We start from the raw sequence: 24,349 nt of genomic DNA, 5'->3' as shown, positions 1-24,349 counted from the left end.
CATAGTCCCGCTGAGCGCCACAACGTTGGGCAGCGGCGATGCGGAATTTATGCGAGCCGATGCGTCAGCGCAGCAGCATCAGGGAATACGCACCTTCATCACAGCTTCCCTGCGAAACGACCGTCCATTTCTGCCGGAGATAAAACCGAATAGCGGCTTGATTGGCTATAACGCATTTAAGCCGGGCCGGGCGGCCGATCCTGTCCAGACAGGCATTAAGCAAACGGGTACCGACACCAGCTCCGTGAAACGCCGGATCCACAAAAAGACAGTGAATGAAATTATCCGGTGCCCACCAGGAAACAAACCCCACTGCGACCCGGTCGTGAAGGGCGACGAGTATCTCTTCCCCCTTTACAGCATTATCAAAATCTCCTGCCTGGTAGGCATCAGCCGGCATCCACGCAAATGCATGCCGTCGCCCTTCCAGGTAAATCTGACGCAATGCATCGGCGAATTCGGGGGTATACGCTACGATTTCAGGACCGGGATCTGTCATTTGCTACGCGGGTGTCAGCGGCGATTCGCTCACTGGACAACTGATTACTAATTTAAGGATGCAACGCCTGAGGCTTTCGTCAGCGCCGAAACTACATACATTCCCGATGTATATTTACACAGAATTGATCGGCGGCTCAGCGCAGCGACGTTTCAACTGGTACCGAAAAGCATTCGCGAATATTTCACGTCTTATCCAACTGCGCCAACATGAAGTGCCAGAAGACCACTATTTTGCATTGGCTCCGCTATTTTTATCCAGGCATTGGCGGCTTCCTCAGCCTTCCAGCTTCTTCCTGATACGGACCATTAGACCTTCCGCCACCTTCCGATTACCACGATCATCGCCATTGTAACGCCGATATACGGCCATAAGACGTTCATCGGCGTATAACTGCCGGCATCATGCGTCAGGGTAAAAAGGGCCGTCTTATTTTCTTCCGCCGAGCGCGGAACGAGCGCCTGGGCGAGATTCCAACCCATATGCAAACCAATGGGCAACAGGAGTTTCCCCGTTCGCAGATAACATAGTCCATACAGAATCGAGCCCAATCCTGTTGTCAGCCAGGTCATGAAAAACTGCTCTGCGGTAATCGGTATATTCAGTTTGAAATGCATAATCGCAAACGGCAGGGTAATGGCCAGCTGCGCCGTCCACGGACCATATGACCGGAGCAGTCGCTGAAACGGATAACCACGATAGGTAAATTCCTGAACGAACGAAGACCAGAGGTGCACAGCCGTCAGAATAAGCAGGTAAACCGGGTCCAGACGACCGGACCATTTGAGGTGCCCATGATTCAACCAGATGCTCAGTCCGGCACTTGCCAGCAGTCCGGCAATACCTACTGCCACTCCCACAGCGAAATGCTTCCAATCTGCCCTGCTTTCCGGCCTGATACCCAGATCAGACAGCGACTTACCTTCTGAACGAAGGAACACGAAACTCAGCAGCAAGGCGATGCCGAAATAGAAAAAGATACTGTCCAGCACCGTTACACGACCCGCCAGCCAGGCCGCCCCGATAATGGCCAGAAAATAGATCGTTACTTTCAGCACGGCCGAAAGAGAATCACCGGTAGTTGCTCGCTGCATCGCGGGATCAGGGTTGAATGCTACGCCGTAGTTAGGCGGTTTTGGTTACCCCTCAAAGACCTTTCCCATCGACGGCAACTACTCCCCACAAGCGGTCCCTCAAAAGAACAATGCCGGCCAAAGACCGGCATTCTTACTCACAATCCTTTCAACTTTAAAAACTTATCACCGCATGACGGTTATTTAATGCGTTTTAGAATATCGGATGTATTCGGTTATCGTCAGCGGCTATTGACCTTTTCCGGCTGCGCGGAGGTTGATGCGCGAAGGCCCGCTGGGCATACTATCACAACCTGCGCATCGCGGAGGACGGGTTTCCGAACCTTCGATATTCTTCAGCTAAAGCGTTTGCGCTACCGTGTAGCCGACAGCTCCGGGATTTCGGGAGGTATCCACTTTTCTCCAGCATTGCCCGTGACTAAGCAGGACGTCAAGCCCGAATGCTCATGTTGCTCAAATTCCCGGCATCTTTTCATCCATTTAATTACCTCGAATTCAGCTGAAGGCTCGTTACTGGCACATAAGAGGTCTCAAAACTTGCCTTAATTATTCAAGATGGCAGGATACTCCTTTCAATCATGACTTTCAAATTTCATTTAACGTCATCTTGTAATCAATTTTCGATAAAATGAAGCTTTTCCACGACGATTGGAAATTATGCTTATTCATTTAGAATGACGTCTTTTTATCCGTTTAATTATCTGTTTTTCAGAACTATTCATAGTCAACTTTTTCTGACTGTAAGTATTGGACATATAATTTGTTATAGCGTATTTCAATAATTCAATATTCAGGAATTGCTTTCTTCAAAAAAGAGCCATTAAATTACCCGCATCGTGTTATGAAAGTATCACAGGAAAGAAGACAAAATATGCAAAAAGAAAGAAAGCAGGCTCCCTTATACCATTAGTCCAGTAACAGAAAATACTCAGTAAAGTATCTATCCGAAAAACGACGCTCTTATCGTCTCTATGCTGAAGCGAGCCAATACTTACCTTACAATACCCTAAAAATAAGCCGGTTAGGACCGACATAAACTATTTATCCCTATCCCGTCAACGCAGGATCAACGGATCGGAGATACACCAGCCAGATCGCATATGCGTGAGCGGTTAAAATATCCGGGGTCACAAACGACCCTGTATACCCTTTGAAATGCGTTCCGGCAATAGAGAACTGCACTCGCCAGTGATATTTCCCTGCGTTGAATAGGAAAGAAAAGATAAGAGCCGCAAAGAAAAGTCTTTGCGGCTCTTATCTCTTAGAACAAAAGCGATCTCTTTTCGCCGAAAAACGACAGTCCTCTATTTACGGCAACGGCTTTTTCGAAACATACACGACGCCATACGCGCCATCGCAGAAATGGAAGTTCTTAATTCCACCGCAGGTAGCCGCCGAGCCGCTGAGGTATAAACGCTGCCCCGAATCAAAATAGAGACTCTGAAGCTGGTGCATCTGGGGTAGTGCAACACGGCGGCCATCGGAGGTGCGGAAACCGGGCGTTTCCACGTAATTATTCGTGCAATTCGGGCAGATAGGTGTCAGGACCTCGTCAATCTGGTACTGCACGCCATTCGGAGCAGTTAACAAGTCCAACGGAGCAACCCTATCATGATTCCAAAAGAAAGACGTATTTCTCGTCCATATTTTACCTCCATCCATACTCATGAATTGCGGGGTGGTCGCGTAAGGACTCCTGTTCACCGAACCGCTCGATCGTCCCGCTAATGCCAGTAATGTATCCTGGTTCATTGCAAAGCCGAATATCCCAAGCCCTTCTTTGTAATTACTTTTTTCCCAGCTCTTCCCGCCATCTGTTGTCCGGAAAATAGAAAATCCGGTCGTGATCAGCAGCGTACTGTCAATATTCCCGTAAACACCCCAGATATCTCCCGGTTCCGGAGAAGTAAGGATGATCCAGTCGGCCGTTTCTCTCGGAGGCATTGTGCGGGGTTTGGCCTCATCGCGGCGATTTTTACAGGCTGTGAAACACAGAAGGAGCAAAACAGGGAAAAGGTATTTTTTCATTTCTGAACACGGTTGGATAACGGTTTCTAAAATAAACTATTCCGCTTTACTTCTGCTTCGTTGAGGTGAAAACCTCCGCCAGTTTCAGTTCCAATTCTTCCCCGCGCATGCCGCCGCCAATTACTTTTCCGTTCTCGTCCAACAGCAGACACACGGGCATGAGGTGTATTTCGTAGAGCCGTGCCACGGGACCTTTCCAGCCTTTCAGGTCGGATACCGTTGTCCACGGCAATCCCTCAATCGATTGCAACCAGATACTCCGGTTTTCATCCAGCGAGACACTCAGAATGGTGAATCCTTTGTCCTTGTATTTCTCGTAGGCCGCTTTTTTATACAGCGCTTCGTCGCGGCATGGTTCGCACCAGCCGGCACAGAAATCGAGAAGTACTTTTTTTCCTCGGAAATCGGACAATCGCACCGGTTTGCCACCGGCATCAGGGAGCTCAAAATCAGGCGCTTCTTTTCCATGGAATAACCGGACCGGATCCTTCGCCCAGCGCCCGATACTACCCGACAGAGCACTCCTTTTCCAGCGCCGGTCGAGCTTCGCATAAGCCGTCATCACCTGGCTTCCAAGCGTTGAATCCCACGGTGCTGTGCGGGCTATTTTTTCAAGCTGCACGATCGATAAAAACGACGCGGGGTGTTGCTCCGCAAAGGTAATCCGCAAATCCCGCTCCTCTTTGATCAGCGCATTTTCCCGGTTAGCCAGCTTTTCAATGGCTTGTTTGTTGGTACGCATGTGAGGGGGAAGCGTGGCATAATCCCGGCTGACCTGGCCGCGCTTCCGGCGGATTTCGGCTATTTTTTTATTCAGTTCGGCATCCTCGTCGTTGAGAGGCGACCCCGAGATCCGCATATGCCGAAGCACATCAGGCGAAGATACCGTCGTTACCCCCGGTTCGAGGTAAAAAGAAAAAGCGTCTTCTCCCCGGAACAAATCCCGGGGAATCCGCGACAGCATGGCCTCTCCCGGAAAGAAAATTCTTCCGGTGAATCGGCTTACACCCTGCATGACTTTCGCAGAGTCTGCATAGTTCCAGCCATTCGAAGAATACGAGAGGTACAACGTCGTTCCGTCTTTCAATGCAGGCGTTTGAACCGTCAGGTCATACTGCTGCGCAGCGGTCGTAAAACAGGTCAGAAAGAACAGGAAAACAGTCAGGTAAAAGACGGTATTGTGTTTATGCATGGGGTTGGATGTCTTGTTTCGGAAATGCAAGGGAAGCCTGTACCAGAAATAACCGCTACCGGCGTTTTTCCTCGAAAAGCTTCCGCAATTTCTGATCCAGCAATTGCCCCCGCAGACCGCTGGCGATGACTTTGCCATTTTCATCAATCAGGAAATTAGCCGGAACAGACCGGATGCCATAGGTTTGGGCTACTTCATTTTGCCACCCTTTCAGGTCTGATACATGCGTCCAGGTTAATCCGTCGGTTTCAATGGCTTTCGTCCACGCATATTTTTCAACGTCGAGCGATACACTGAGAATGGTAAACCCCTTGTCTTTATACGCTTCGTACACCGAAACCAGGTATGGATTTTCGGCACGGCAGGGCTTGCACCAGCTGGCCCAGAAATCCAGCAGTACCACTTTTCCCTTGAAATCTGAAAGGCTTACCCGGCGCCCGTCATGCCCCCGCTGCCGGAAATCAATCGCCTGTTTTCCGAGTTTATCTTTCTGAGGGTCATTGAGTTGCCGCTCCAGATTATACCCCTGGGGCGTCTCCCGCCAGTCGAGCAATATCCGCTGAAACGCTGCTTTCGCACGGTCGCGGAGTTCGGGTTCGTCGTCCAGATCTTTCACGACATTTTCCAGGCTGATGATGGATATAAACGACTTCGGATACTGCTCGGCAAAGACCACATAAACCGCCTTGCCCTCCTTTCGGATCGCATTTTCCTTTTCCTGGAACCGGTGTAGAACGGCGGTATCTCCGCGCTGCTTTACTGGTACACTCCGGAATTCCTGATCCAGTTTTTCAAGTTGATTCTGGTAGGATTGAAGGGTTCGGCTCAGTTCGAGGTTTTCATCGTTCAACGGCGATCCCTTTGTAGTCAGATTCGAGAGCGAATCCGGCGATTGGACGGCAAACGAACGCGATTCGAGGTAGAACGAATACCCGTCATCTCCGTTTTTAAACGCAGCCGGATTTCTCGCCAGCAAGACGCCCAGAGTAGGATATTCCAGCTTTCCTTTGAAAGTAAATTTACCCTGGCGGACTGGCGTTGAGTCGACCCGGATCGCTCCTTTCGTCTGGTATGCCAGGTAGACAAACGAACCTTCGCGCAGTGATTCAGCACGACCCGTAAGCTCAAAACGCTGAGCCGAGGCCGCAAAAACGGTCAGAAACAAACAGAAGAAAAGACGCATGATGCATGGGTTGGTTTTGAGCCGGCAAACTACGTATTCTCCCGAAAACAGAAAGCACCGTTGAGTATAACTGTTCGTTTTTTTACGAAAGTTTAACATGCCGGGAATTCCGGTATACGCTGGAAAATACGCCCGGCAGCTACCCGGACTTTATCGCGCCACCTGCCCTACTTCCCTCCCTTGATCCGCACCAGAATAATCGTCCCCCGGCCCGGCATTGAATCCACTTCGAGCTGGCCTTTGAGGATTTCCACGCGCCGGGCCATGTTTTCCAGGCCCATACCCCGTCCGCGGGTGAAGGACGGTACAAACCCGCGCCCGTTGTCTTCAATGAGCAGGGTCAGGTTTTTCTTTTCCCGGATGAGCTGGATAGTGACTTCCCGGGCTTCGGCGTGCTTGAAGATGTTCTGCACTGCCTCCTGGATGATGCTGTAGAGCGCTACTTCGACCGGCCGTTCGAGGCGCTCGTCATCCATACCTATTGCGTCGACGGTGAATTTCGGCGCCTGTACACGCCCGTAAAGATCCCGGATGGTCGGGACCAGGCCCAGTTGCAGCAAATTGGCGGGATACAGGTTATGCGCCGCGTTGCGGGTTTCCTCCACGGCAAGCAACAGCATTTGTTCGGTTTGTTCGACAAGCTGGCTGTCGGGCGATCGGCCGATCAGCCCCACATTGATCTTCGCCGCTGAAAGCAGCGCACCCATTTTGTCATGGAGATCACGGGCGATGCGCTCGCGCTCTTCGTCCCGCGCGCGGATTTCCGCTTCATACTGTTGCTGCCGGACAATAGCTGCCGCTTCGCGTTCGCGGTAAAAACGGTAGGCAATGCTCATCGTCAGCAAAAACATCTCCCACAGGGTCACGAGGTAATAGGTGTTGTAGATCACAGCCACCGGAATGTGGTGGAGGTCCAGCATGGTCTCCAGCAGACCCACCGTGATCACGGGTATCGAGGCTACGGCAAACAGGTACGACGGCTTGTAGCCACGCCGCACGCTTTTCACCCACAACCAGATAATGATGACGTAGAGCGACGATAAAAACGGATAAAACACACCCCGCACGGCAAACAGGCGGTAGTCCAGGAGCAGACAGGCGACGAGCAGCACCGCCAGTACGCCGGAGCTGATTTTTCCGATCCAAAGGAGTATCCGGTCGTCCTTAGGCCGGGTGTTTAGAAATTCCGTCGTGAAGAAAAAGTAACTGATGGAGATGGCTGTGACGATGACGCCGTAAACGTCTTTCGAAATGAAAAACTTCGGAATCCAGTCGAACACATAATAGTAATACTCATTCTGGACGAGCATCAGCGCCAGGGACCAGATCACGCACGAAGCGTAGAATACGTACAGTTTTTCCCGGAACAGCGCCATCATCGCTACCCCGAACAGCACGATAAGAAACATCCCGCCGACGTACAGTCCCTGGTATAACTGCTGATCGTACAGGTACTTAATTCCCGCTACCCGCTCAAAAACAGCATATGGCGCCAGGGTAAAGCGGTAGTTATCAGTCACCGCCCGGAGCGACAGCGTGGCTGTCTGACCGGGCGGCAACAGAAAGGAATATGTCAGGTAGTTGGACGGGTACTCGCGCAGCCGCACCGGCCGGTGCGTACCGGTGAGCACAAGCGGACGTACCTGTCCGCCGGAAAAGGCAATTGAGCCGCTCAGGGTATCCACGGCCTTGCAGATCACCATGAGCTGCATCGGCGTCGTCCCGGTGTTTTGCAACCGGGAGCGAAACCACTTCGGCTTGCCGCTTTCGTCGAACGCCCCGCGCGTCATCTGCTGCCAGGGTACCCCGCCGGTGCGGAAAAGCGTATAGGGATACAGCTCGGAAGATCCGAAACCGGGACGTATGTGCAGGGTATCCTGGCCCGAAGCCAGGTGAAAGCACCAGAGTAGCAGCACAAGCGTGCCGGTGAATATCCTCATAAAAGCTTTTGTTCGTGGGCCTTGTTGACCAGCTCCGCCGCGTTCTTGGCCTCGAATTTACGGAGGAGGATGGAACGGAACTCGTTCACCGTAAATTTCTTGAGGCCGATCTGATCGGCTATTTCCTGATCGGTAAACCCACGGGCAATCAGGCCGAGAATCTGTGTCTCCCGGCTGGTCAGCTGGACGGCCTCGAGCGACACCTGCGTGAGGTAATTCGGGTCTTTCTGCTGGAGGATATCCCGGACTTCGGGCTGGAGGTACTGCTCGCCGCCGCCTACTTTCCGGATCGCTTTCATCAGCTCGATCGACGATGTACTTTTAAGCAGGTACCCGTTCGCACCGAGGCTCATGGCTTTCCGGATGAGCTGATAGTCGTTGAAATTCGACAGGACAATCGTGCGGACGGCTATCCGCTGGTCCCGTATGTGCGAAAGAATGGCAAAGCCCCGGTCAGCCCCCGGCTGATCCCGCCCGTATTCGGGGAGGCTGAGATCAAGCAGTACCACGTCCAGCTTGTACAGCTGAAGCGCACGCATGGCTTCGATTTTGTTGGAACAGATCCCGACAATTTCGAAACTTTCGCTATCCGACAGCAGCCGCGTAAACGACTCCGCTATCAGCTGCTGATCTTCAACAATCAGGATTTTCAGAGGTGAGGATGGGTGGATCATGCAACTATTTTTTACGAATAAAGATAAAATCCCCTCCCTTTCCGTCGTCACCCACGTTCTGGATGATACCGTACTGAGGCTGAGGCGCCCAGCCAGCGGCTTCCGGATTATTTTCCAGGCCTTTGGCAATTTCAATAAACAAATTCCTGGCACGGAGGTAGTCGCCCTGCCAGGTCTCCAGGGTGCGGATGAGCCTGTCGGCAAACGGACTCCGGTCCGGTACTTTTTCCTTCGCGCCCGACGTCAGCGCGTGCCGGCTCCGGGTATTCCGGTACAGAGCCATGAGCTGGTCGCCCGCTGGCTCTGCCTCTACCCCCCGGTGCTTCTGAATCAGCGTGCCGCTGAAACAGGCGTCGGCAAGTACCAGCAGATGCTTGCACTTGATCGGCTTCAGCAGGCTGATGATGTCGCTGTTGCTGATCCAGTCAGCCGGCGATTTCTTCTCTGCATTACTCGGCAGCCAGTATCCTTCGTGGCTGTCTTCGTCCCAATACCCATGTCCTGCGTAAAATACCAGCAGGTTATCCGATTCACGTATATGCTTCCGCAGCTCAACAAAGGCATTGACGAGCGACCGGCGGTCGGGATTGACCAGAAACGTAATCCGTTCGTCCGGAAACAGGTACCGGCGCGCGAGTACGGTACGGAGCCTTTCTGCATCTTTGACGGCATTCCGGAGCGGGTCGAGGCCCTGGTCCGGCCGGTAGCGGTCGATGCCAATCACGAGCGCATGATTCCGGCCTTCCCCCTCGTCCGACTCCGCTATATCGGTACCCGGCGCGTCAACCGTCCGGGGTTTCGGTTTCGGAGGCAGATCCGCATACCCGGAAATGACGATAAAGTGCTTCGGGGAATTGCCGATTACCCGGCTGGAAATTTCAATCGTCGTTTTTCCCCGGCGGAAGACGGATTTCAGTACGCCCGTCATTGACCCGCCCGACTGCACTTCTTCCGTAAACAGTTCGACGGATTTCAGGGCCTGTTTGAGCGCCATCACACGCGTGGGGTTTTCGACGAGGATTTTAACTTCCTCCGATCCCAGGCAATACGTCACTACTTCGTCCCACTCTGTATCTTTTGTCTTCAGGGTACGGGAAAATTCCCGGCATCCCTGCCCGTTGCCCGTCTGCCGGAATACCCGGCTGAACGAGAACTCAAGCTGCCCCAGGACGCTGTCGCGCTGCGTTCCCGGTGTACTGCGGGCAATGGCGAACAGTTCTTCCCACCCTAGCGCCTGCGCCCCGGCCTGTGCCGGAAATCCTGCTGCCAGCAACCACAGGATAACCCGCCCGGCTACCCTTGCCAGGCGGTGGCTGCGGGGTACTGCGTCGGTACCGGCCGCTGTTTTCGTTGTCTTTCCGGTCTGGCGGACCGACCCTGTACCCGTTTGCGTCATGTCGCAGAGGTGAACAATCTGATAAATCGTACCCGAAGCAGACCTGCCCGTTGGCAGGCCGGCTTCGGTGGGCTTCTGGGTTGGATAAGACACGCTTTTCAAGGTGGGTTCATTTCCGGCAAAGGGGCTTCCGCAGGTAGTTGTCAGAAGAGCCGGGTCTTTCGTTGACGGCGGGCATTTCGCGTCATCGTCGCCTCAAAATTGAGGATTTACCCCCCATACCTCAAACCCCCATTTGTAGGGGTCGCCTTCGAAAGTGTCCTGTTTCTTCTGTTTGTATGCTGATTATCCGCTGTTTGAGTATCGCCTGTCGTCTGCATAGGTTATCACCTTTTGTTATCTTTTTTTTATTTCGACAAGCGGAGCCTCCTCTGCCGGAATGGAACCGGACAAACTTCGGAAAATTCACAACCGGTCGAAACCCCTCTTTCTCGGGGGTATGATTCCGGTCATAAAAAAGGGAACGAATGGCGATTCGTCCCCGGAACAAAGATTGAAGGAAGCCGGATACCCGGATCGCAACCGCCATTGCGGCCCGTTCCCCGGAATTGCTTTTGGAGGAAGCAAAAGTCGGCAGCTGCCTTTCCCGTCACAACCCCCTGTTTACGGGGTGCTTACCAAATACAGGGAAATACCCGGGCCGTCCGTTTCCGGTAGGCAGCATACGTTCCCGGAAACTGCCGCAGGAGAAATTGCTCCTCCACCCGGATGCGGTAATCATAAACGGCGATCGTGAGGATACCGACAATGACCGCCGACCAGGTACCTCCCAGAAACACGCCCGTTCCGATTGTGTACAGAATCGCGCCGGCATAGGCCGGGTGACGGACCAGGCGGTAGGGCCCGTCGGTGATGAGGCGTTTGTCGTCGACCGACCGGACCGCTGTCGTAAACCGCCGCCACAGCTTCCGGAAAACAACCGCCCGGATCACCAGCCCCCCGATCATCAAACAGAGCCCCGCCCACATCTGTCCGCTTTCCGGGTTTATTCCCGGACGACCCGACGTTATCCATTCCCACTGGATGAGCCATTGCCCCGCCGCCCCGGCCAGGAGAATCGCCGCCATGGAGTAGCGGTCGTCGGCATGCGCCACAAAATCCGCCATTTTAACCGCCGGCTGGAAGAAAAAGAGCAGCAGAAAACCCACCGCAAGCACGGCAACCGGCAGGTACTCATTGGCGGCGTGGCCGGCGTTTACGGGAAGGATGTTGGGTACTGCGTAAAAAAAAAACAGGATGACAAACGTGGTAGCAATTTCTTTGAGCGCTTTCATGTGAGTGCAGGTTTGAAAAGTCAATAGTTTTCCTGTGCGGCCGGGAGACCGGCAGCGGAGAAAACAGAAAAAGGAAAGGTGATTAGTCGTTGACAGACAGGCCCTCCGCGACGGCGTCGAGCGAAGAAGCGATAAACTGAAGGTTACCCTTGTCTATATACGTCGATAATTTCCGGAGCATCCGTTCCTCAATCGGACCGGTATCGTACAGTTCCGTCGCGATGGTCTGATAGGCGAAGCATTGCCGGAGGCGTTCGCCAAGCTCGGTCCGGACGACAGCCACGAACCCGGTAATGCCGCAGGTACGTCCGAAGCGCACAAAACCCCGCTGCAATTCCTTAAACACTTCCCGCGGTGCCTCCGGATGAATCGCCAGCTTCCCGTATTCGACCATATGCGGCCAGTCGAACGGCAAACCGGGCTTATGAAAATCTCCGTGAAAAAGGTATTCGCCGGGAAAAAGTCCTTCTGCCGAAGGCCAGCTGAGCGTGGCGGTGCCCAGTACGCCGCCATCCGGGCGGGTCGCCACGAGCACCTCGTGACGGAAGGGAGGAAGCTCTCCCCGGAATAATTCGGAAGGCCGGATGCCATAGGCCGACCAATAACATTCATCTACCAGCGCGGCCGCTTCGACCCGTTGCCGCTCGCTGGCAATCGATACCCTGAATTCCATGACCATTGTTTGATTTGGTACATGGGTGCATCGACTGCCAGAGAAAAAACGTAAGATTGATTTTGTTCGAAACCGAAGAATAGTCGGCAAAAAGCCACCTTTTTCTACATAATAGCTTGAAAATCAGAGTAAAAAAATTTTCTATTTTTTTTCGAAAAATTCCCAATCGCTTATTGAAAAAGCCATCACAGCGGTTCCCAGTTTTTCGGGAATATCCGGCGAGCGGTCCTTTCGGAACAAAAAGGAAAAAGGCTGATCGTCGCCCGCCACCCCGCGCGACGCAACGGCCGGCCGCACATCAAACGGCTGGTCGCTCATCAGCAGGCGGTATACCTCCATACCCAGCGGCGGGCGTACCCGTTCGATGGGTAATTCGAGGGATTTTCCCGCTTCGAGACGCAGTACCTCCGGCGGGCGTGACGCCTGCGGGAGGAGTACCGCTGTCTTTCCCCCCGGCTCCACATCGACGAGGTTGAAGTAAAAAGGTGTGTTTCCCGTGTTCCGGATGATCAGCCAACCCTGGTGCCGCGTACTGAGCGCGGGAATACCGCCGTTGAGCGTATCTGCAATCGTCCAGGTACCGCCGTGCCGGAGCCGCGCTGCGAATACCCTCATCTCCGCCTGAAACGGACTGTTCAGCAACTCAATGTCCCGGAGAATACTCGCCTGCGCATAGTCCGACAGGGCCGTCAGTACCGCCGCCTCCCCTGCCACCCGGCGGAAAAGAACACCTGTCTGCGCCCGGATCAGCTCTACCGAATCGCCGCGGTGGCGGAGAACCAGCGCTGCCGGCTTTTCCGAATTTACCTCCGCAACGGAACGGATCAGCGGCGCAAGTCCGGTATCGCCTTCAATGCGTACCGGAACCTTCCGATTTCTATATACCCGTTTTTGTTCAATCGCTTCCAGGGATCCGGGCTGGTCGATCGGCCGGTCGAGCTGTACTTCTGCCCCCAGCAACGAAGCGGCAACGATAGTTCCCGTTGCGACGGCCTCCCCGCGCGTACCTGCTTTCCGGTAAAAACGCATTACCGTACCTTCCAGCAAGCCCGCCAGCTTGCCGCCGGCTATGCGGAGCGTCCGGCGGGCGGTGCCTGTCAGCCCTTCGACGGAAAACGCCGGCTCCGCCCAGACGGCGGTACCGGCAAAGAGCTCAAGCTGCCCCTCTCCCTCCAGCTGCGGGGTTTGGCCGGGGGCCTTTTCCGCCACAATCGTACAGATCTCATCGAAAAGACGGCGGTATGACGTGCCCTTCGCAGCCCGCAGCAGCGCTTTGCACCAGGCATAAGTGAGCGACCCGACTCGGCGGCCGTCGTCATCAAACATCTCTGTATTCGCTTCTGTTGACCGGGCGCCGCTGATGAAGATCAGGCGACCTGACCCCGAGCGCCCCGCGGGAGGCATAACCGGTTCGAAAAAGGCCGAACCCTCCTCCCGGACAGGTGTATAGGCCGACTCACCCCGGACGGCATTGTCACCACGCGACGCGGCGCCGGAATGGCAGGAATCCAGCAGTAACAGCACATGACCGCCCGGCCCTACCCGTGCGCGAAGCCGGTCGAGCCAGCGCCCAAGCTCGTCGTCCCGCAAATGAAGTTCGCCGCGGTACGTCGCCGGAAACCTGCGCGGCGCGTCATACGGTACCAGGCATTCGTCGAGATCGTCCTCCTTTTCATCCCCGTTGTCATCCGGCAACTGACAGCCATGCCCCGAATAATGAACCACGACATGGTCTCCCGGAGCAAGGTTATCGTGCAATTGCTGCAGGGCGGCAACCATTCCCCGCCGGGTAGCCTGCCGGTTTTCGCAGGTCAGTACAAGAGAAAAACCCTGCCGCCGGAGGGCGGCCTGCATCAGGCGGCGGTCGGCGTCGGCGCTGAGCGAATCCCAGCCCCCTGTCACGGGTGCGTAGTGGCTGATGGCGATCAGCAGGGCCTTTTTCCCCTGCGCCGAAGCGGTCAGCATCGGCATACTCCATGCTATCAACAGCCACAACCACCTCATTTTCAAAGCGATTCGATGATTTTCTGGGCGGACAGCTGATAAGGATGGCCCTTGTCTTCGGCAATCATCCGGAACAGGCGAACGGCATCCTTCCGGCGGTGATCGCTGAGATAGGTCAGGGCCAGGTACCAATCGGCCCGCTCTTTCAACGGCTGCCCCTCCTCTTTCTGTATCCCTTCGAGTTCGGCGATGGCCTCTTCTTTCCGGTCAACCGCCAGGTAAGCCAGCCCGCGGTAGTAGTGCGTACACGAGCCGTTGGAGCCGTTGGACAGCAGCCGGATGGTCTGTTCATAGTCTTTCCGGTAATAGGATTCACGGATATCGGGTGACAGATGCTCGCAGAGTGAGTCGTCTGCCCCCCGCGAATCAGGTCGCTCCGGTTGGTAGTAGCGGTTGAAGACGTCGGTTTCCTCGTACGACCGGTAGCCTGAATAGCTCAGGTAGCCGATAATCGCGACAACGGCAACCGAAGCGGCCATGGCCAGCGGTTTCCAGGATGGAAGCCGGATTTTGATAACTTTTGTGACTTCGTCTCCGGCAATGGGGTTGGTCTGGTCAATGAGTTCGGAAAAAGACAGTCGTTCCAGTCCTTCCTGCATGAGCACGTAATCTTCGTACCGCTTTCGGAGATCCGGGTCGTTCCGGAGGCGCTCTTCGAAGGCCCGTCGCTCTTCCGCGGCCAGGGTCTTGTCGATGTAGGCCAGTATATCACGCTGATCAAAATCCATGGTTGATTCTTTTACACGTCAGAAACGCGGGTTGTCAAGGATGGTCCGGAGGGCCTCCAGGCATTCCTTGTGTTTGGTTTTTACGTAGCCTTCGGTGAGGTCGCAGCGCAGGGCAACGTCCTTCCAGGGCAGGTCTTCTATATTCCGGGACCGGATAATGCCCTGACAGGGCTCTTTCAGCCGTTCCACCCCGGCTTTGACATAGGCTGCTTTGTCAGGCGCCGGCCATTCGTACGCAGGCCCGGCCGGAAGCTGCGACTCCCTTTTTTTTCGTCTCAGGTACTCATCGTTCCACGAATTGACCAGAATAGGATGAAGATACACGCTGAGTTTGGCTTTGGAGGGACCGGTATACCTGCCTTCCCCGATTTGCTTCAGGAATTTTTCGAGGAGGATAGTCAGCAGGTCCTTCGCATCGGCCTCCGGATCCTGGCTGCTGTTGCGGCGTACGTGATCCAGGCATTTGCGGTGGTATTCCTGAATAAAAAGCCGGACAGCCTGATTGTATTCCCGGTCTGTCCGTACCAGAAAAACCGAAACCGCGTCGGCGTCCTTTTGCTGCAAACCGGTGAGCAGGGCGGACAGATCGGCGTCTTTCGGAAGGCGGTCCTGAATGGATTCTGCCTTCTCCTTCAGCAGCAGCAGCAATCGTTCCGTAAACCGGTGGTGCAGGGCCTGGAGCCAGTCTACCCATTGCGGGGGATCATGCTGGCGGCGGCAAAAATCCTCGTCTTTCGTCGTCCAGACAGACGAGTAATCGGCTGATAATTCGCTGATACGGGAGTAATCAAATACGCGGGCGTCAATCCATTCGGCAAACACGAGCGCCTTTCCTCCGGGGTTCTGGATCCGCTGGAAAGTCAGCCCTTTCAGCAATGACCGGAAGAGCTTCTCGTCCGGAGAATGATCACGGATAAAAGACATAGGTTCAGAGGGACTTCTTTTAAGATGCGGGCATTTCGGGTACGAGTTTGGTCAAAAAAAAAGAGATAACAAAACCCCCATGCGTATATCGTAAGGCTGAAAAAAAAAGACGGGAAGTCTCCCTTCGCTGCATACGCTTCCGGTATTAGGTAGTCCCGTTCTGAAAAATGAGTACCTCCTTTTTAATCTTCCGGATTCATACCGGTTTACCGGACTTTTCCACTTCCGGAAAACTTAACAAACGCTATGAAATTCCTCATCAACCCTCCCGCCAATCTGACAAACGGTTAAAAGCAATACTCCCGATTTACGGATTGCCTTTTGATAAAAGACCGAATAAAAATTATCGACCATCCTTATCCGGCTTACCCCGAAATCCTGTGTGACGGTACCGAATCAGGTACTAAACAAAGATACCCTAACAAACAGCAATTCAAAATTATATTCTATCTAAAAATCAGTCTAATAGAGGCTTAATCACAGTTAATTCGTCTTCTTTTTTCGGCTATAATCTGAAAAATTATCCTCCGGCAGTAACAAAAATCAATACTTTTAGTATACTTGCTAGGCTATTTACGCGTGCATACGGTTCATTCCGGTCCACGTATAAAGAGCACTTGGAAAGTTCGCTTTTCAAGTCGGGTTAGCAAACGTTGGCGGACGTCATAAGTTGTTTTGGGTGGTCCAGACGACTTGTGATGCTAACCCGGACGATAAAATCCACGCTCATTTGAGGGTGGATTTTTTTTATTTCCTTTTTCGGTGAAAGGAAAAAATAGCCGGAACGGTCTTTTTTACTCCGGCAATTTCCTGCACAATGGTATCTGCCGCAACCGAACTGAACGTGATACCGTTACCGCCAAACCCCATCGAAAACCAGGTACGCGGATGCCCCGGATGCCGGCCTATAAACGGCAATCCGTCTTCCGTTTCGGCAAACGTTCCGGCCCAGCAAAAATCCGTCCGGAACGGCAGTTCGGGAAAACGCTTCCGGACGTCTGCTTCGAGTTGCCGGCTCTTGGCAAAAACCCGGCGATCCCGTTTACCGGGACTTTGAAACGTATCATCGCGCCCGCCGACAATCACCCGCCCGTCGGCCGTCGTCCGGAAATATAAATACGGCCGGGCCGTCTCCCACATCAGGCAATTGTCTTTCCAGAGCTCCTGAAAGCCCGTCGGTTCGCTGACAAGCGCATAGCTCGAATGAAGGCGCCCGGGCTGTTTCCCCAGCCACCGTTCGGATTCATAGCCGGCCGCAACCACAAGGTATTTGGCACTAATACAGTGCCCTTCGTCTGTTTCCAGCTCCACACCGCTGCGTTTTTCTGTCACCCGGACGATTTCCGTCTGATTGTGCACGCCGTTTCCGGCCGCGGCGACGCGCTCCAGCAACGCATGTGCCAGGCGGTAGGGATCTACTTCCGCCGCCTTCTCTGACAGAATCGCGCCGGGCGCCGAAAACGGGTACAGCCGGCGAAAAAGGGCCTCGTCGATCCACTCTACCCCGATTCCGGCCGCGCGCCGGGCCTGGTACTCCCGGTACAGGTCGGGCAGATCCTTCCGGAACGTGGCGTAATACAGGCTGGGTGCATACCTGAAATCCTGACCGATACCGACCTCCCGGCAGAGATCATGCACCCGATCAATCGCATCCAGGCACAGCGAATAGGCCTCCCGCGCTGCCGACAGCCCATACCATTCCGCCAGCTGCGTCAGGTGTGTGTCGATTTCGTACTGGAGGAGCGCCGTACTCGCGCTGGTACTTCCCATGCCGACGTGACGCCGGTCGGTTACGACTACCGACAGGCCCGCTTCCATCAGGCGGTAGCTGATCAGCGCCCCGGTGATACCTGCGCCGATGACGGCGACATCCGTCCGGACGGACTGCTGCAGGGAAGGATAGGCATGCAAAAGGCCGTTGCGGATTGACCAATAGGGGAATTCACTTCGAAGATCCATAGTGGATGAAGGGTTTTCTTTGGGTAGAAAAAAGGGTATACCAGCACCACAAGAGACCCACGCTTTTTCTGTGAAGTCTGTGTCGTCTGTGAGAAAGAAAAGGCTCACAGACGACACAGACTTCACAGAAAAAAAGGCTGCCCCACATAGGTGAGGCAGCCCATATACGTTTCCCAGATCGCTTACGCCAGTTCCGGTTCCTTCGTTTTATTTTTCTGAAAACGGGCCAGAATACGGTCAACCACCAGGTACACCGACGGCACAACCAGCAGCGTCAGCAACAGCGAGCTCGTCAACCCGCCGATAATCACCCAGGCCATGCCGTTTTTCGTTTCAGCCCCCGCGCCGGATGCCAGCGCGATCGGCAACATCCCGAAGATCATCGCCAGGGTCGTCATCAGAATCGGGCGGAGACGTTCCTTGCCCGCTTCCACCAACGCGTGAATCACATCGTGACCCTGCGCCTTGAGGTGGTTGGCAAAGTCCACGATCAGGATTGCGTTTTTCGCCACCAGACCGAGGAGCATGATCATCCCGACGATGGAAAAGACCGTCAGACTCTCCATCGACAACGCCAGGGCAAGCAGCGCTCCGATCAGCGCGACCGGAATCGAGAAGAGCACCACAAAGGGATACACCACGCTTTCATACAACGCCACCATGATGAAGTACACCAGCAGAATCGCCAGTACCAGCGCCTGGCCGAGGCTGCCAAAGGCGTCCGACTGCTGTTGCAACTGACCGAGGTACTGGATCGACACCCCTTCCGGCAATTTCTCATTTGCCATTTTGGCCTGAATATCCGAGCCGACAGTTCCGACGGGCCGGCCGACTACCTGTGAATTGACCGTAATGGACGACAACCGGTCGATCCGCTCCAGGACGCTTTCCCCGATCTGCTCATCAATCTTCGCAAACTGGGAAAGCTCGAAGCTGCGGCCCTGGTTATTCACGAAAAGCAAATGAGCGACATCTTCCGGGCGTGAGCGGTTGAACTGATCAAGGCTGATCAGAATATCGTATTCGTTCCCGTTTTGCTTGAATTTGGAACGGTCATCGCCCCGGAAGGCCGTCTGCAATGCCATACCGACGTCGCTGGCGTTGATACCCAGCTGCGCCATCTTCTCACGGTCGAGCTTCACGGTTACTTCCGGTTTCGGGTCCTTGACGGAATACTTGACGTCCTGTGTACCCGGTACCGATTGCACGACCTGCTTTACCTTTGCGGCCGTCTGACGAATCGACTCCATATCGGTTCCTTTCACGGCGATCTGGATAGGCGCCTGGGACGTACCGACAATACCGACAGGGCTGACGGTTACCTTCACTCCCGGAATCTGCGCGATTTCCTTCTTGGCCATGATGCCGAATTCTTCCGTCGAAATGCTGCGCAGCTTCTTATCTGTCAGCTTTACGTTCAGGTCGGCAATGTTGGCATTCGACGAGCTGGTGAGGTTATTCCCGGTATATCCGACATTCGAGAAGACATTGGTTACTTCCTTATGATTCATCAGGATACGTTCTGCCCGCTGCGTGATTTCGTTCGTTTGCCGGATCGACGCCGTCGGAGCCAATTCCAGCTGAATGGTAATTTCGCCCTGATCGGTCTGCGGCATAAACGCCGCTCCGATAAATCCGCCCGGCACCAGCGCTATTGACCCGAAAAACAGGACAATAACCGCCAGGAATACCCAGCGTTTGCGGCTGAGCGCCTTCGCCAGCACGCGTCCGTAATAGTCCGTAATCCGGTCGAGCAGGCGCTCAAAACCCAGGTTCAGATTACCCCACAGTGTTCCGGGTTTCAGGATTTCTACTTTACCGAAGCGTGATGCGAGCAGCGGCGTCAGCGTGAAGGATACCAACAAACTCATCAGCGTAGAGAACACGACAACGAGCGAGAATTCCCTCAGAATATTCCCGATCAGCCCGCCGGTAAGCGCCAGCGGCACGAATACCACAACGTCGACCAGGGTAATGGCAAGGGCGGTAAAACCGATTTCCTCCCGGCCGTCGAGCGCCGCCTGCCGCCGGGTTTTTCCCATTTCCATGTGCCGGTTGATGTTTTCGAGGATAACGATCGAGTCATCGACCAGAATCCCCACCACGAGCGACAGCGCCATAAGTGTCATCAGGTTCAGCGAGAAGCCGGAAAGCGACATCAGCATAAACGTTGGAATCATCGACGACGGCAGCGCCACCAGCACAAAGAGTGAGGAGCGGAAACTATGCAGGAACAGCAGCATCACCACCGATACGATGAGTACCGCCAGGAAAAGGTCGTCGACCACCGCATTCGCAGAAGCCAGCGTATAGGTAGACTGATCGGCAGCGATATTGAATTTCAAGCCGGAAGACGCATACTGTTTTTCCAGTACCGTAATCCGCTGGCGGACCAGCTTGCTTACCTCTACCGCGTTGGCGTCGCTTTGTTTGAGGATCTGTACCCCGACCGACGGCTGCGCGTTGATGTGGTTGATGGCCGTTACTTTCGCGGTACCGTCCACTACCTCCCCTAGATCCTTCAATTGCACATCCCCGCCGTTCGTACGCCGGGCGATGATGAGTTCGCGGATCTTGTTGACCGTCTGTACCGTCGCATCGAAACGGATCGACAATTGCGATTCCTGCGTTTCAATCTGCCCGGCCGGATAGCTGGCGTTGGCGGCGTTGATGGCCTGAGCCACCTGCCCGACCGACACGCCATAAGCCCGCAGTTTGGACGGATCCAGGTTTACCTGAATCTCCCGCTCGGTACCGCCGATGACCGATACCTGCCCTACTCCGGCAACGTTCGATAATTGCGGCTTCAGCTTGTCGTCGACCAGATCATACAACTGCGTCGGCGACAGGTTGGCCGTAACCCCCATCCGGAGTACCGGCAGCTCGTCGGTCGAGAATTTGTTGATCACCGGGCGGTCTGCCTCGTCCGGCAGCAGCGGCAGAATCTGGTCTACCTTCCGCTGGGCGTCCTGCTGGGCTTGGGTAACGTTGGCGTCGTTTTTCAGTTGTATGACGACAATCGACGCGCCTTCCTGGGAAGTCGATGTAATCCGGTCGAGGCCTTCCAGCGCCGACACGGCGTCTTCGATGCGCTTGGTGACGTTGGTTTCGACTTCGTCGGCCGCGGCGCCGCGGTACGTGGTCATCACACTGATCACATTCGCTTCAAATTTGGGCAGCAGGTTGTAGGACAACTGCTGGTAACTGATCAGACCGAAGAGGATGAGAACCGTAAAAACGGTTGTCACCAGCAGCGGTCGTTTGATGGCTATTTCGGTGATGGACATATCACTGAGCGTTTTTGTTCTGCCGGAGCCGAACTTATTTGGTTACCTGTACCTGAATCCCTTCGCTGAGGTTGATCTGCCCCGTCGTGACGACTTTCTCGCCGGCGGACAGGCCGCCGAGTACTTCAATCTGGTCGCCGAATTCGCGGCCCACCGTGATTTTCCGTTGCTTCACCGCGGAGCCTTCCACGACGTAGACATAGGGATTCTTCAGACTTTCCACCAGCGCGATACGCGGAATCTGGAGCGCCCGCTGGTTGCTTTTCCGGGAGAAGTCTACGCGGACAAACGTCCCGGCTTTCAGGACATTACCGTTCTGGATCGTGATTTCTACCGGATAATTGTGTTCGTCATTTCCCTGCGGAGCCACATAGGTAATCTGTCCGGTGAATGACTTGTCCGGAAATACATCCGTCGTTACGTTGACCGACTGACCTTCATGCAGACTATACACGTCTTTTTCATTCACCAGTACCTGCACCTTCAGGCGCGAAATGTCCAGAATAGTACCCATGACCGTACCGAGATTGACAAATTCTCCCGGCTCAATATTCTTCTTGACAATACGCCCGCTGATCGGCGCCCGGACATAGGTATCTTCGATCTGCTTTTTGATCTGGGCCGCCTGGTTCTGGGCGTTATCGAAGTTGTATTTGGTTTCGTTTACCTGGATTTCGGTCGTTGCGTTTCCGGCATACAGGGTACTGTACCGGCCGACGTCCTTGCGCAGCTTTTCGACATTCAGCTGCGTAGCTTCCAGGGACAGCTCCTTCAGCTTGCTGTCTACTTCCACGAGCGTACCGCCCTGGCGGACAGACGATCCCAGTTCAAAATTCACTTTCGTAACTTTTCCCGCCGCCGCCGCAGTGATGTCGGCTTCGCGGTAGGGAATCAGGTTTCCGGTTTTGACGAGCTGCGTAGCTACGTCTCCTTCTTCTACCGCGGCTACCGTCACCGGAATCCGGACGGTGGTATTGGCGGGAAGCTTATTCTTTTCGTCGATTTTCTTTTTGTTGGAAGAAAGCTTTATGCCGATGAGTGCGGCGATGCCCAGCAGTGCGACAGTAACGAGGATAGTGGATCGTTTCATGGGGCTATTGTAATTGTTGGTAAAAGTTCTGAAGACTACCCTGCGACTGCTCCCGGTCGAGTTGCGCCTGGTAAAAACCGATAAGTGAATTGATGTAGTTGGCCTGCGCCTCGCGGTAAGAGTTCTCCGCATTGATGAGGTCGGTCAAGGGCTTGGTACCCTGCTTGTATTGCAGCGTCGTGACTTCGTAAACCTGCCGGGCGAGTTGCACGTTGCGGTCGTCGTTTGCCAGCGATCCGCGCGTTTTCTCCATCTGGGACAGCGCATTGTTGTACTGAAGCTGGTACGAAGCGGCGTTGATCCGCTGCTGTTCCTCCAGTGTCCGGATATTGAGTTTCGACTGCTGGATCTGCGCGCTGCGCGAAAATCCGTCGAAAATCGGCAGCTGTACCTTCAGTTGAAACCCACCGAAACCGGTAAACAGGCTGACCGATTGCCAGTAGTCGTTGCCCAGGGCCATTGTCCCGTAACGGGCATTGATGCTCACGCGCGGCAGATACCCCGCCTGAATACGCTTCTGATCGATACGCTGAAGCTCCAGGTTTGTTTCCTGAATTTTGTAGTCAATGAGGTTACGGGCGTCGAACGTGGCGGCTACCGGTACCGGCGCGCCGACGCGCAGCAGGGTATCCGAGAGCGCCAGCGGCTGCTCCTGCGCCATGCCCATCTGGAATTTGAGCTTGTTCAGCGCCAGGTTATAGGTGTTTTCGGCTACTGTCAGCTGGGATTGGGTATTGTTGTAGCTGACCTGGGTGCGGTCGTGGTCTACCGGCTGAATGACGCCGTTATCCCGCTGTAGTTTCAGGATCTCCAGTACCTGAGCGGTGCGGGCCATGTTATCTTTCAGCAGGCGAATCTGCTCCTGGGCCACAAATACCTGGTAATAGGCATTCGCCACGTTGTAAATGATCTTCTCCCGCGTTTGCTGCTCGCCCTGCTCCGCCTTCAGCTTGTTCGGCTCGTTGGCCTTGATTCCCATCAGCAGCGACTTATCGAAGATTACCTGATCGGCGGAGGCCGAGACGCTGGTGGTGTACTTACTGCCTAGGGCAAGTCGCTTGGGCTCCGGACTGATGAATCCCGCCGGAATCAGGGTCGATTGCAGCTTGATGTTGTCATCGATCGTACCCACGCCGTTTACCTGCGGCAGGTAAGATGCCAGCGCCTGCCGCGCCTGCTGGTCCGCCAGTTCCCGCTGATAACGGGCTACTTTCACTGTCCCGTAGTTACCGAGACCGTATTCAATGCATTGTTTGAGCGTCCAGTTGGTTTGCCCCTGTGCCCAGAGGGGAACCAGCAGAAACGCACATAGGAGTTGTTGGATTTTCATGGGAGTTAGTTGACACATCAATAGTTTACACGTAAACGGATTTACTCCGACATCAGGTTGACGATCTTCTGCCGTACCTGCATCATGGTATTCATTTCTTCGTCGGTGAGGTGGCTCCGGATTTCCTCGTCGATTTTTTCCATGGATTCCAGCGCACGCTCTACGACCATTTTACCCGCCGGTGAGAGGAAGACGAGGTTCTTCCGCTTGTCGGTGGCGTCGGCTGTCACCCGCAGGTATCCATCCCGCTCCAATGTCTTCACAGAGCGCTGAATACCAGCTTTGTTTCGCTGAAGAAAGTCGGCAATTTCCTGTTGCGACGGAGATTCCTTCATGAAAAAAATGACGATCAGCATCCGGATCTGCTCTACCTGAAGGGTGTATCCCATCTTCAGCAGTTCCCGGTTGACATGCCTCGCCAGCAGGTGCGTCATGTGCAGGATCACGAAAATCGAGAGCCGGCTCAGGCGCTGGTACGCGGTCTGATCAAGGAGACTGAATTTGTCGGTTGTCTGGTTCATGGCAACAAAGGTATAAACTGGTTTACATATCAACGATTCCGTTTGTATAAAAATTAAGCCGACTGTCCGTAAACAGTCGGCGGGATACCTGCCTCGGCAGGCGGAGCGGATAGATCTGTGGCGGCAGACGCTGTCAGGCAGCCCGCAGGTTCTGAAGCCAGCGGAGGTTTTCGCGGACGAAATCCCTGCGCCGCGTCATATGCTGGAACAATTCCGGAAAAAGATTCAGGCACTGATGCCGGAGTACCGATTCACAGGCTTCGAGCAGGGAGCGGGTCTGTCGCTCGCAAAGCGCCAGTTCATCGTCCCAGCCGAGCGACTCACCGGCAATTTCACCAGCCTCCACGGCAGAAGAGCCGTATTGGCGGGTATACACATCCAGTTCGTCGGACAGGTGCCGGTTTTCGCTGTTGATCCAGACGAACCGGTCCTTCAGCCGCGGAACCTGAATTTGAAGGAGCAAATGAGCATAATTGGGCTGACAGGCTTTGGCAGCCCGGACGACCTGGCCAACGGCCGAGAGCATTCCGTGGAAATCGTGCGTCATGGTAAG

General features: G+C 54.5%; 19 protein-coding genes. All 19 read right to left on the bottom strand.

Annotation, left to right across the window (positions count from 1 at the left end; all coding sequences use genetic code 11):
• Positions 1 to 64 precede the first annotated feature (64 nt).
• Positions 65 to 499 carry a GNAT family N-acetyltransferase gene (locus BLR09_RS16805; protein WP_093204779.1) on the bottom strand — a complete coding sequence of 145 codons (435 nt, stop codon included), beginning with the start codon at positions 497 to 499 and terminating at the stop codon, positions 65 to 67.
• Positions 500 to 807: 308 nt separating this feature from the next.
• On the bottom strand, positions 808 to 1,593 hold the full coding sequence (locus tag BLR09_RS16800; protein ID WP_093204777.1) for a CPBP family intramembrane glutamic endopeptidase: 786 nt from the start codon (positions 1,591 to 1,593) through the stop codon (positions 808 to 810).
• Positions 1,594 to 2,901: 1,308 nt separating this feature from the next.
• Entirely contained in the window at positions 2,902 to 3,537 is a 636-nt protein-coding gene (locus tag BLR09_RS16795) for a WD40/YVTN/BNR-like repeat-containing protein (protein WP_143011128.1), read from the bottom strand.
• A gap of 130 nt (positions 3,538 to 3,667) precedes the next feature.
• Positions 3,668 to 4,813, bottom strand: a complete 1,146-nt coding sequence (locus BLR09_RS16790) for a redoxin domain-containing protein (RefSeq protein ID WP_176785583.1) — start codon at positions 4,811 to 4,813, stop codon at positions 3,668 to 3,670.
• Between the two features lie 55 nt (positions 4,814 to 4,868).
• Positions 4,869 to 5,996 (bottom strand): TlpA disulfide reductase family protein, encoded by a 1,128-nt coding sequence (locus BLR09_RS16785; protein WP_176785582.1) that lies wholly within the window; start codon positions 5,994 to 5,996, stop codon positions 4,869 to 4,871.
• A gap of 167 nt (positions 5,997 to 6,163) precedes the next feature.
• Entirely contained in the window at positions 6,164 to 7,936 is a 1,773-nt protein-coding gene (locus BLR09_RS16780; protein WP_093204766.1) for a 7TM diverse intracellular signaling domain-containing protein, read from the bottom strand.
• Positions 7,933 to 8,610: a response regulator gene (locus tag BLR09_RS16775; protein WP_093204763.1), complete on the bottom strand. Its 678-nt coding sequence runs from the start codon at positions 8,608 to 8,610 to the stop codon at positions 7,933 to 7,935. The genes BLR09_RS16780 and BLR09_RS16775 overlap by 4 nt, the downstream gene beginning before the upstream one ends.
• Before the next feature lie 4 nt (positions 8,611 to 8,614).
• Positions 8,615 to 10,099: a caspase family protein gene (locus BLR09_RS16770; RefSeq protein WP_143011127.1), complete on the bottom strand. Its 1,485-nt coding sequence runs from the start codon at positions 10,097 to 10,099 to the stop codon at positions 8,615 to 8,617.
• Positions 10,100 to 10,620: 521 nt separating this feature from the next.
• Positions 10,621 to 11,280 (bottom strand): methyltransferase family protein, encoded by a 660-nt coding sequence (locus tag BLR09_RS16765; protein WP_093204758.1) that lies wholly within the window; start codon positions 11,278 to 11,280, stop codon positions 10,621 to 10,623.
• An 82-nt stretch (positions 11,281 to 11,362) separates the two neighbouring features.
• Positions 11,363 to 11,953: an N-acyl amino acid synthase FeeM domain-containing protein gene (locus BLR09_RS16760; RefSeq protein ID WP_143011126.1), complete on the bottom strand. Its 591-nt coding sequence runs from the start codon at positions 11,951 to 11,953 to the stop codon at positions 11,363 to 11,365.
• A gap of 141 nt (positions 11,954 to 12,094) precedes the next feature.
• Positions 12,095 to 13,957 carry a caspase family protein gene (locus BLR09_RS16755; protein ID WP_093204753.1) on the bottom strand — a complete coding sequence of 621 codons (1,863 nt, stop codon included), beginning with the start codon at positions 13,955 to 13,957 and terminating at the stop codon, positions 12,095 to 12,097.
• Between the two features lie 2 nt (positions 13,958 to 13,959).
• The gene (locus BLR09_RS16750; protein WP_093204752.1) at positions 13,960 to 14,685 is read right to left on the bottom strand and encodes an anti-sigma factor family protein; all 726 of its coding nucleotides are present in this window, start codon (positions 14,683 to 14,685) and stop codon (positions 13,960 to 13,962) included.
• A gap of 18 nt (positions 14,686 to 14,703) precedes the next feature.
• Positions 14,704 to 15,609, bottom strand: coding sequence for an RNA polymerase sigma factor (locus tag BLR09_RS16745; protein WP_093204749.1), 906 nt, complete (start codon positions 15,607 to 15,609; stop codon positions 14,704 to 14,706).
• 747 nt (positions 15,610 to 16,356) lie between these two features.
• On the bottom strand, positions 16,357 to 17,568 hold the full coding sequence (locus BLR09_RS16740) for an NAD(P)/FAD-dependent oxidoreductase (RefSeq protein WP_093204747.1): 1,212 nt from the start codon (positions 17,566 to 17,568) through the stop codon (positions 16,357 to 16,359).
• 182 nt (positions 17,569 to 17,750) lie between these two features.
• A complete protein-coding gene (locus BLR09_RS16735) occupies positions 17,751 to 20,855 on the bottom strand; it encodes an efflux RND transporter permease subunit (RefSeq protein ID WP_093204744.1) in 3,105 nt (1,034 codons plus the stop codon).
• Between the two features lie 34 nt (positions 20,856 to 20,889).
• A complete protein-coding gene (locus BLR09_RS16730; RefSeq protein WP_093204742.1) occupies positions 20,890 to 21,945 on the bottom strand; it encodes an efflux RND transporter periplasmic adaptor subunit in 1,056 nt (351 codons plus the stop codon).
• Positions 21,946 to 21,949: 4 nt separating this feature from the next.
• Positions 21,950 to 23,275 (bottom strand): TolC family protein, encoded by a 1,326-nt coding sequence (locus tag BLR09_RS16725; RefSeq protein ID WP_093204739.1) that lies wholly within the window; start codon positions 23,273 to 23,275, stop codon positions 21,950 to 21,952.
• A 41-nt stretch (positions 23,276 to 23,316) separates the two neighbouring features.
• Positions 23,317 to 23,796, bottom strand: coding sequence for a MarR family winged helix-turn-helix transcriptional regulator (locus BLR09_RS16720; RefSeq protein WP_093204736.1), 480 nt, complete (start codon positions 23,794 to 23,796; stop codon positions 23,317 to 23,319).
• Between the two features lie 133 nt (positions 23,797 to 23,929).
• The gene (locus BLR09_RS16715; protein WP_093204734.1) at positions 23,930 to 24,343 is read right to left on the bottom strand and encodes a hypothetical protein; all 414 of its coding nucleotides are present in this window, start codon (positions 24,341 to 24,343) and stop codon (positions 23,930 to 23,932) included.
• Between the last annotated feature and the right edge of the window lie 6 nt (positions 24,344 to 24,349).

The organism is Siphonobacter aquaeclarae (genome assembly GCF_900103285.1).
In the GTDB taxonomy this organism is placed as follows: Bacteria; Bacteroidota; Bacteroidia; order Cytophagales; family Spirosomataceae; genus Siphonobacter; species Siphonobacter aquaeclarae.
The sequence above is the reverse complement of the archived record's forward strand: the minus strand, read 5'-3'. Positions and strand labels throughout refer to the sequence as shown.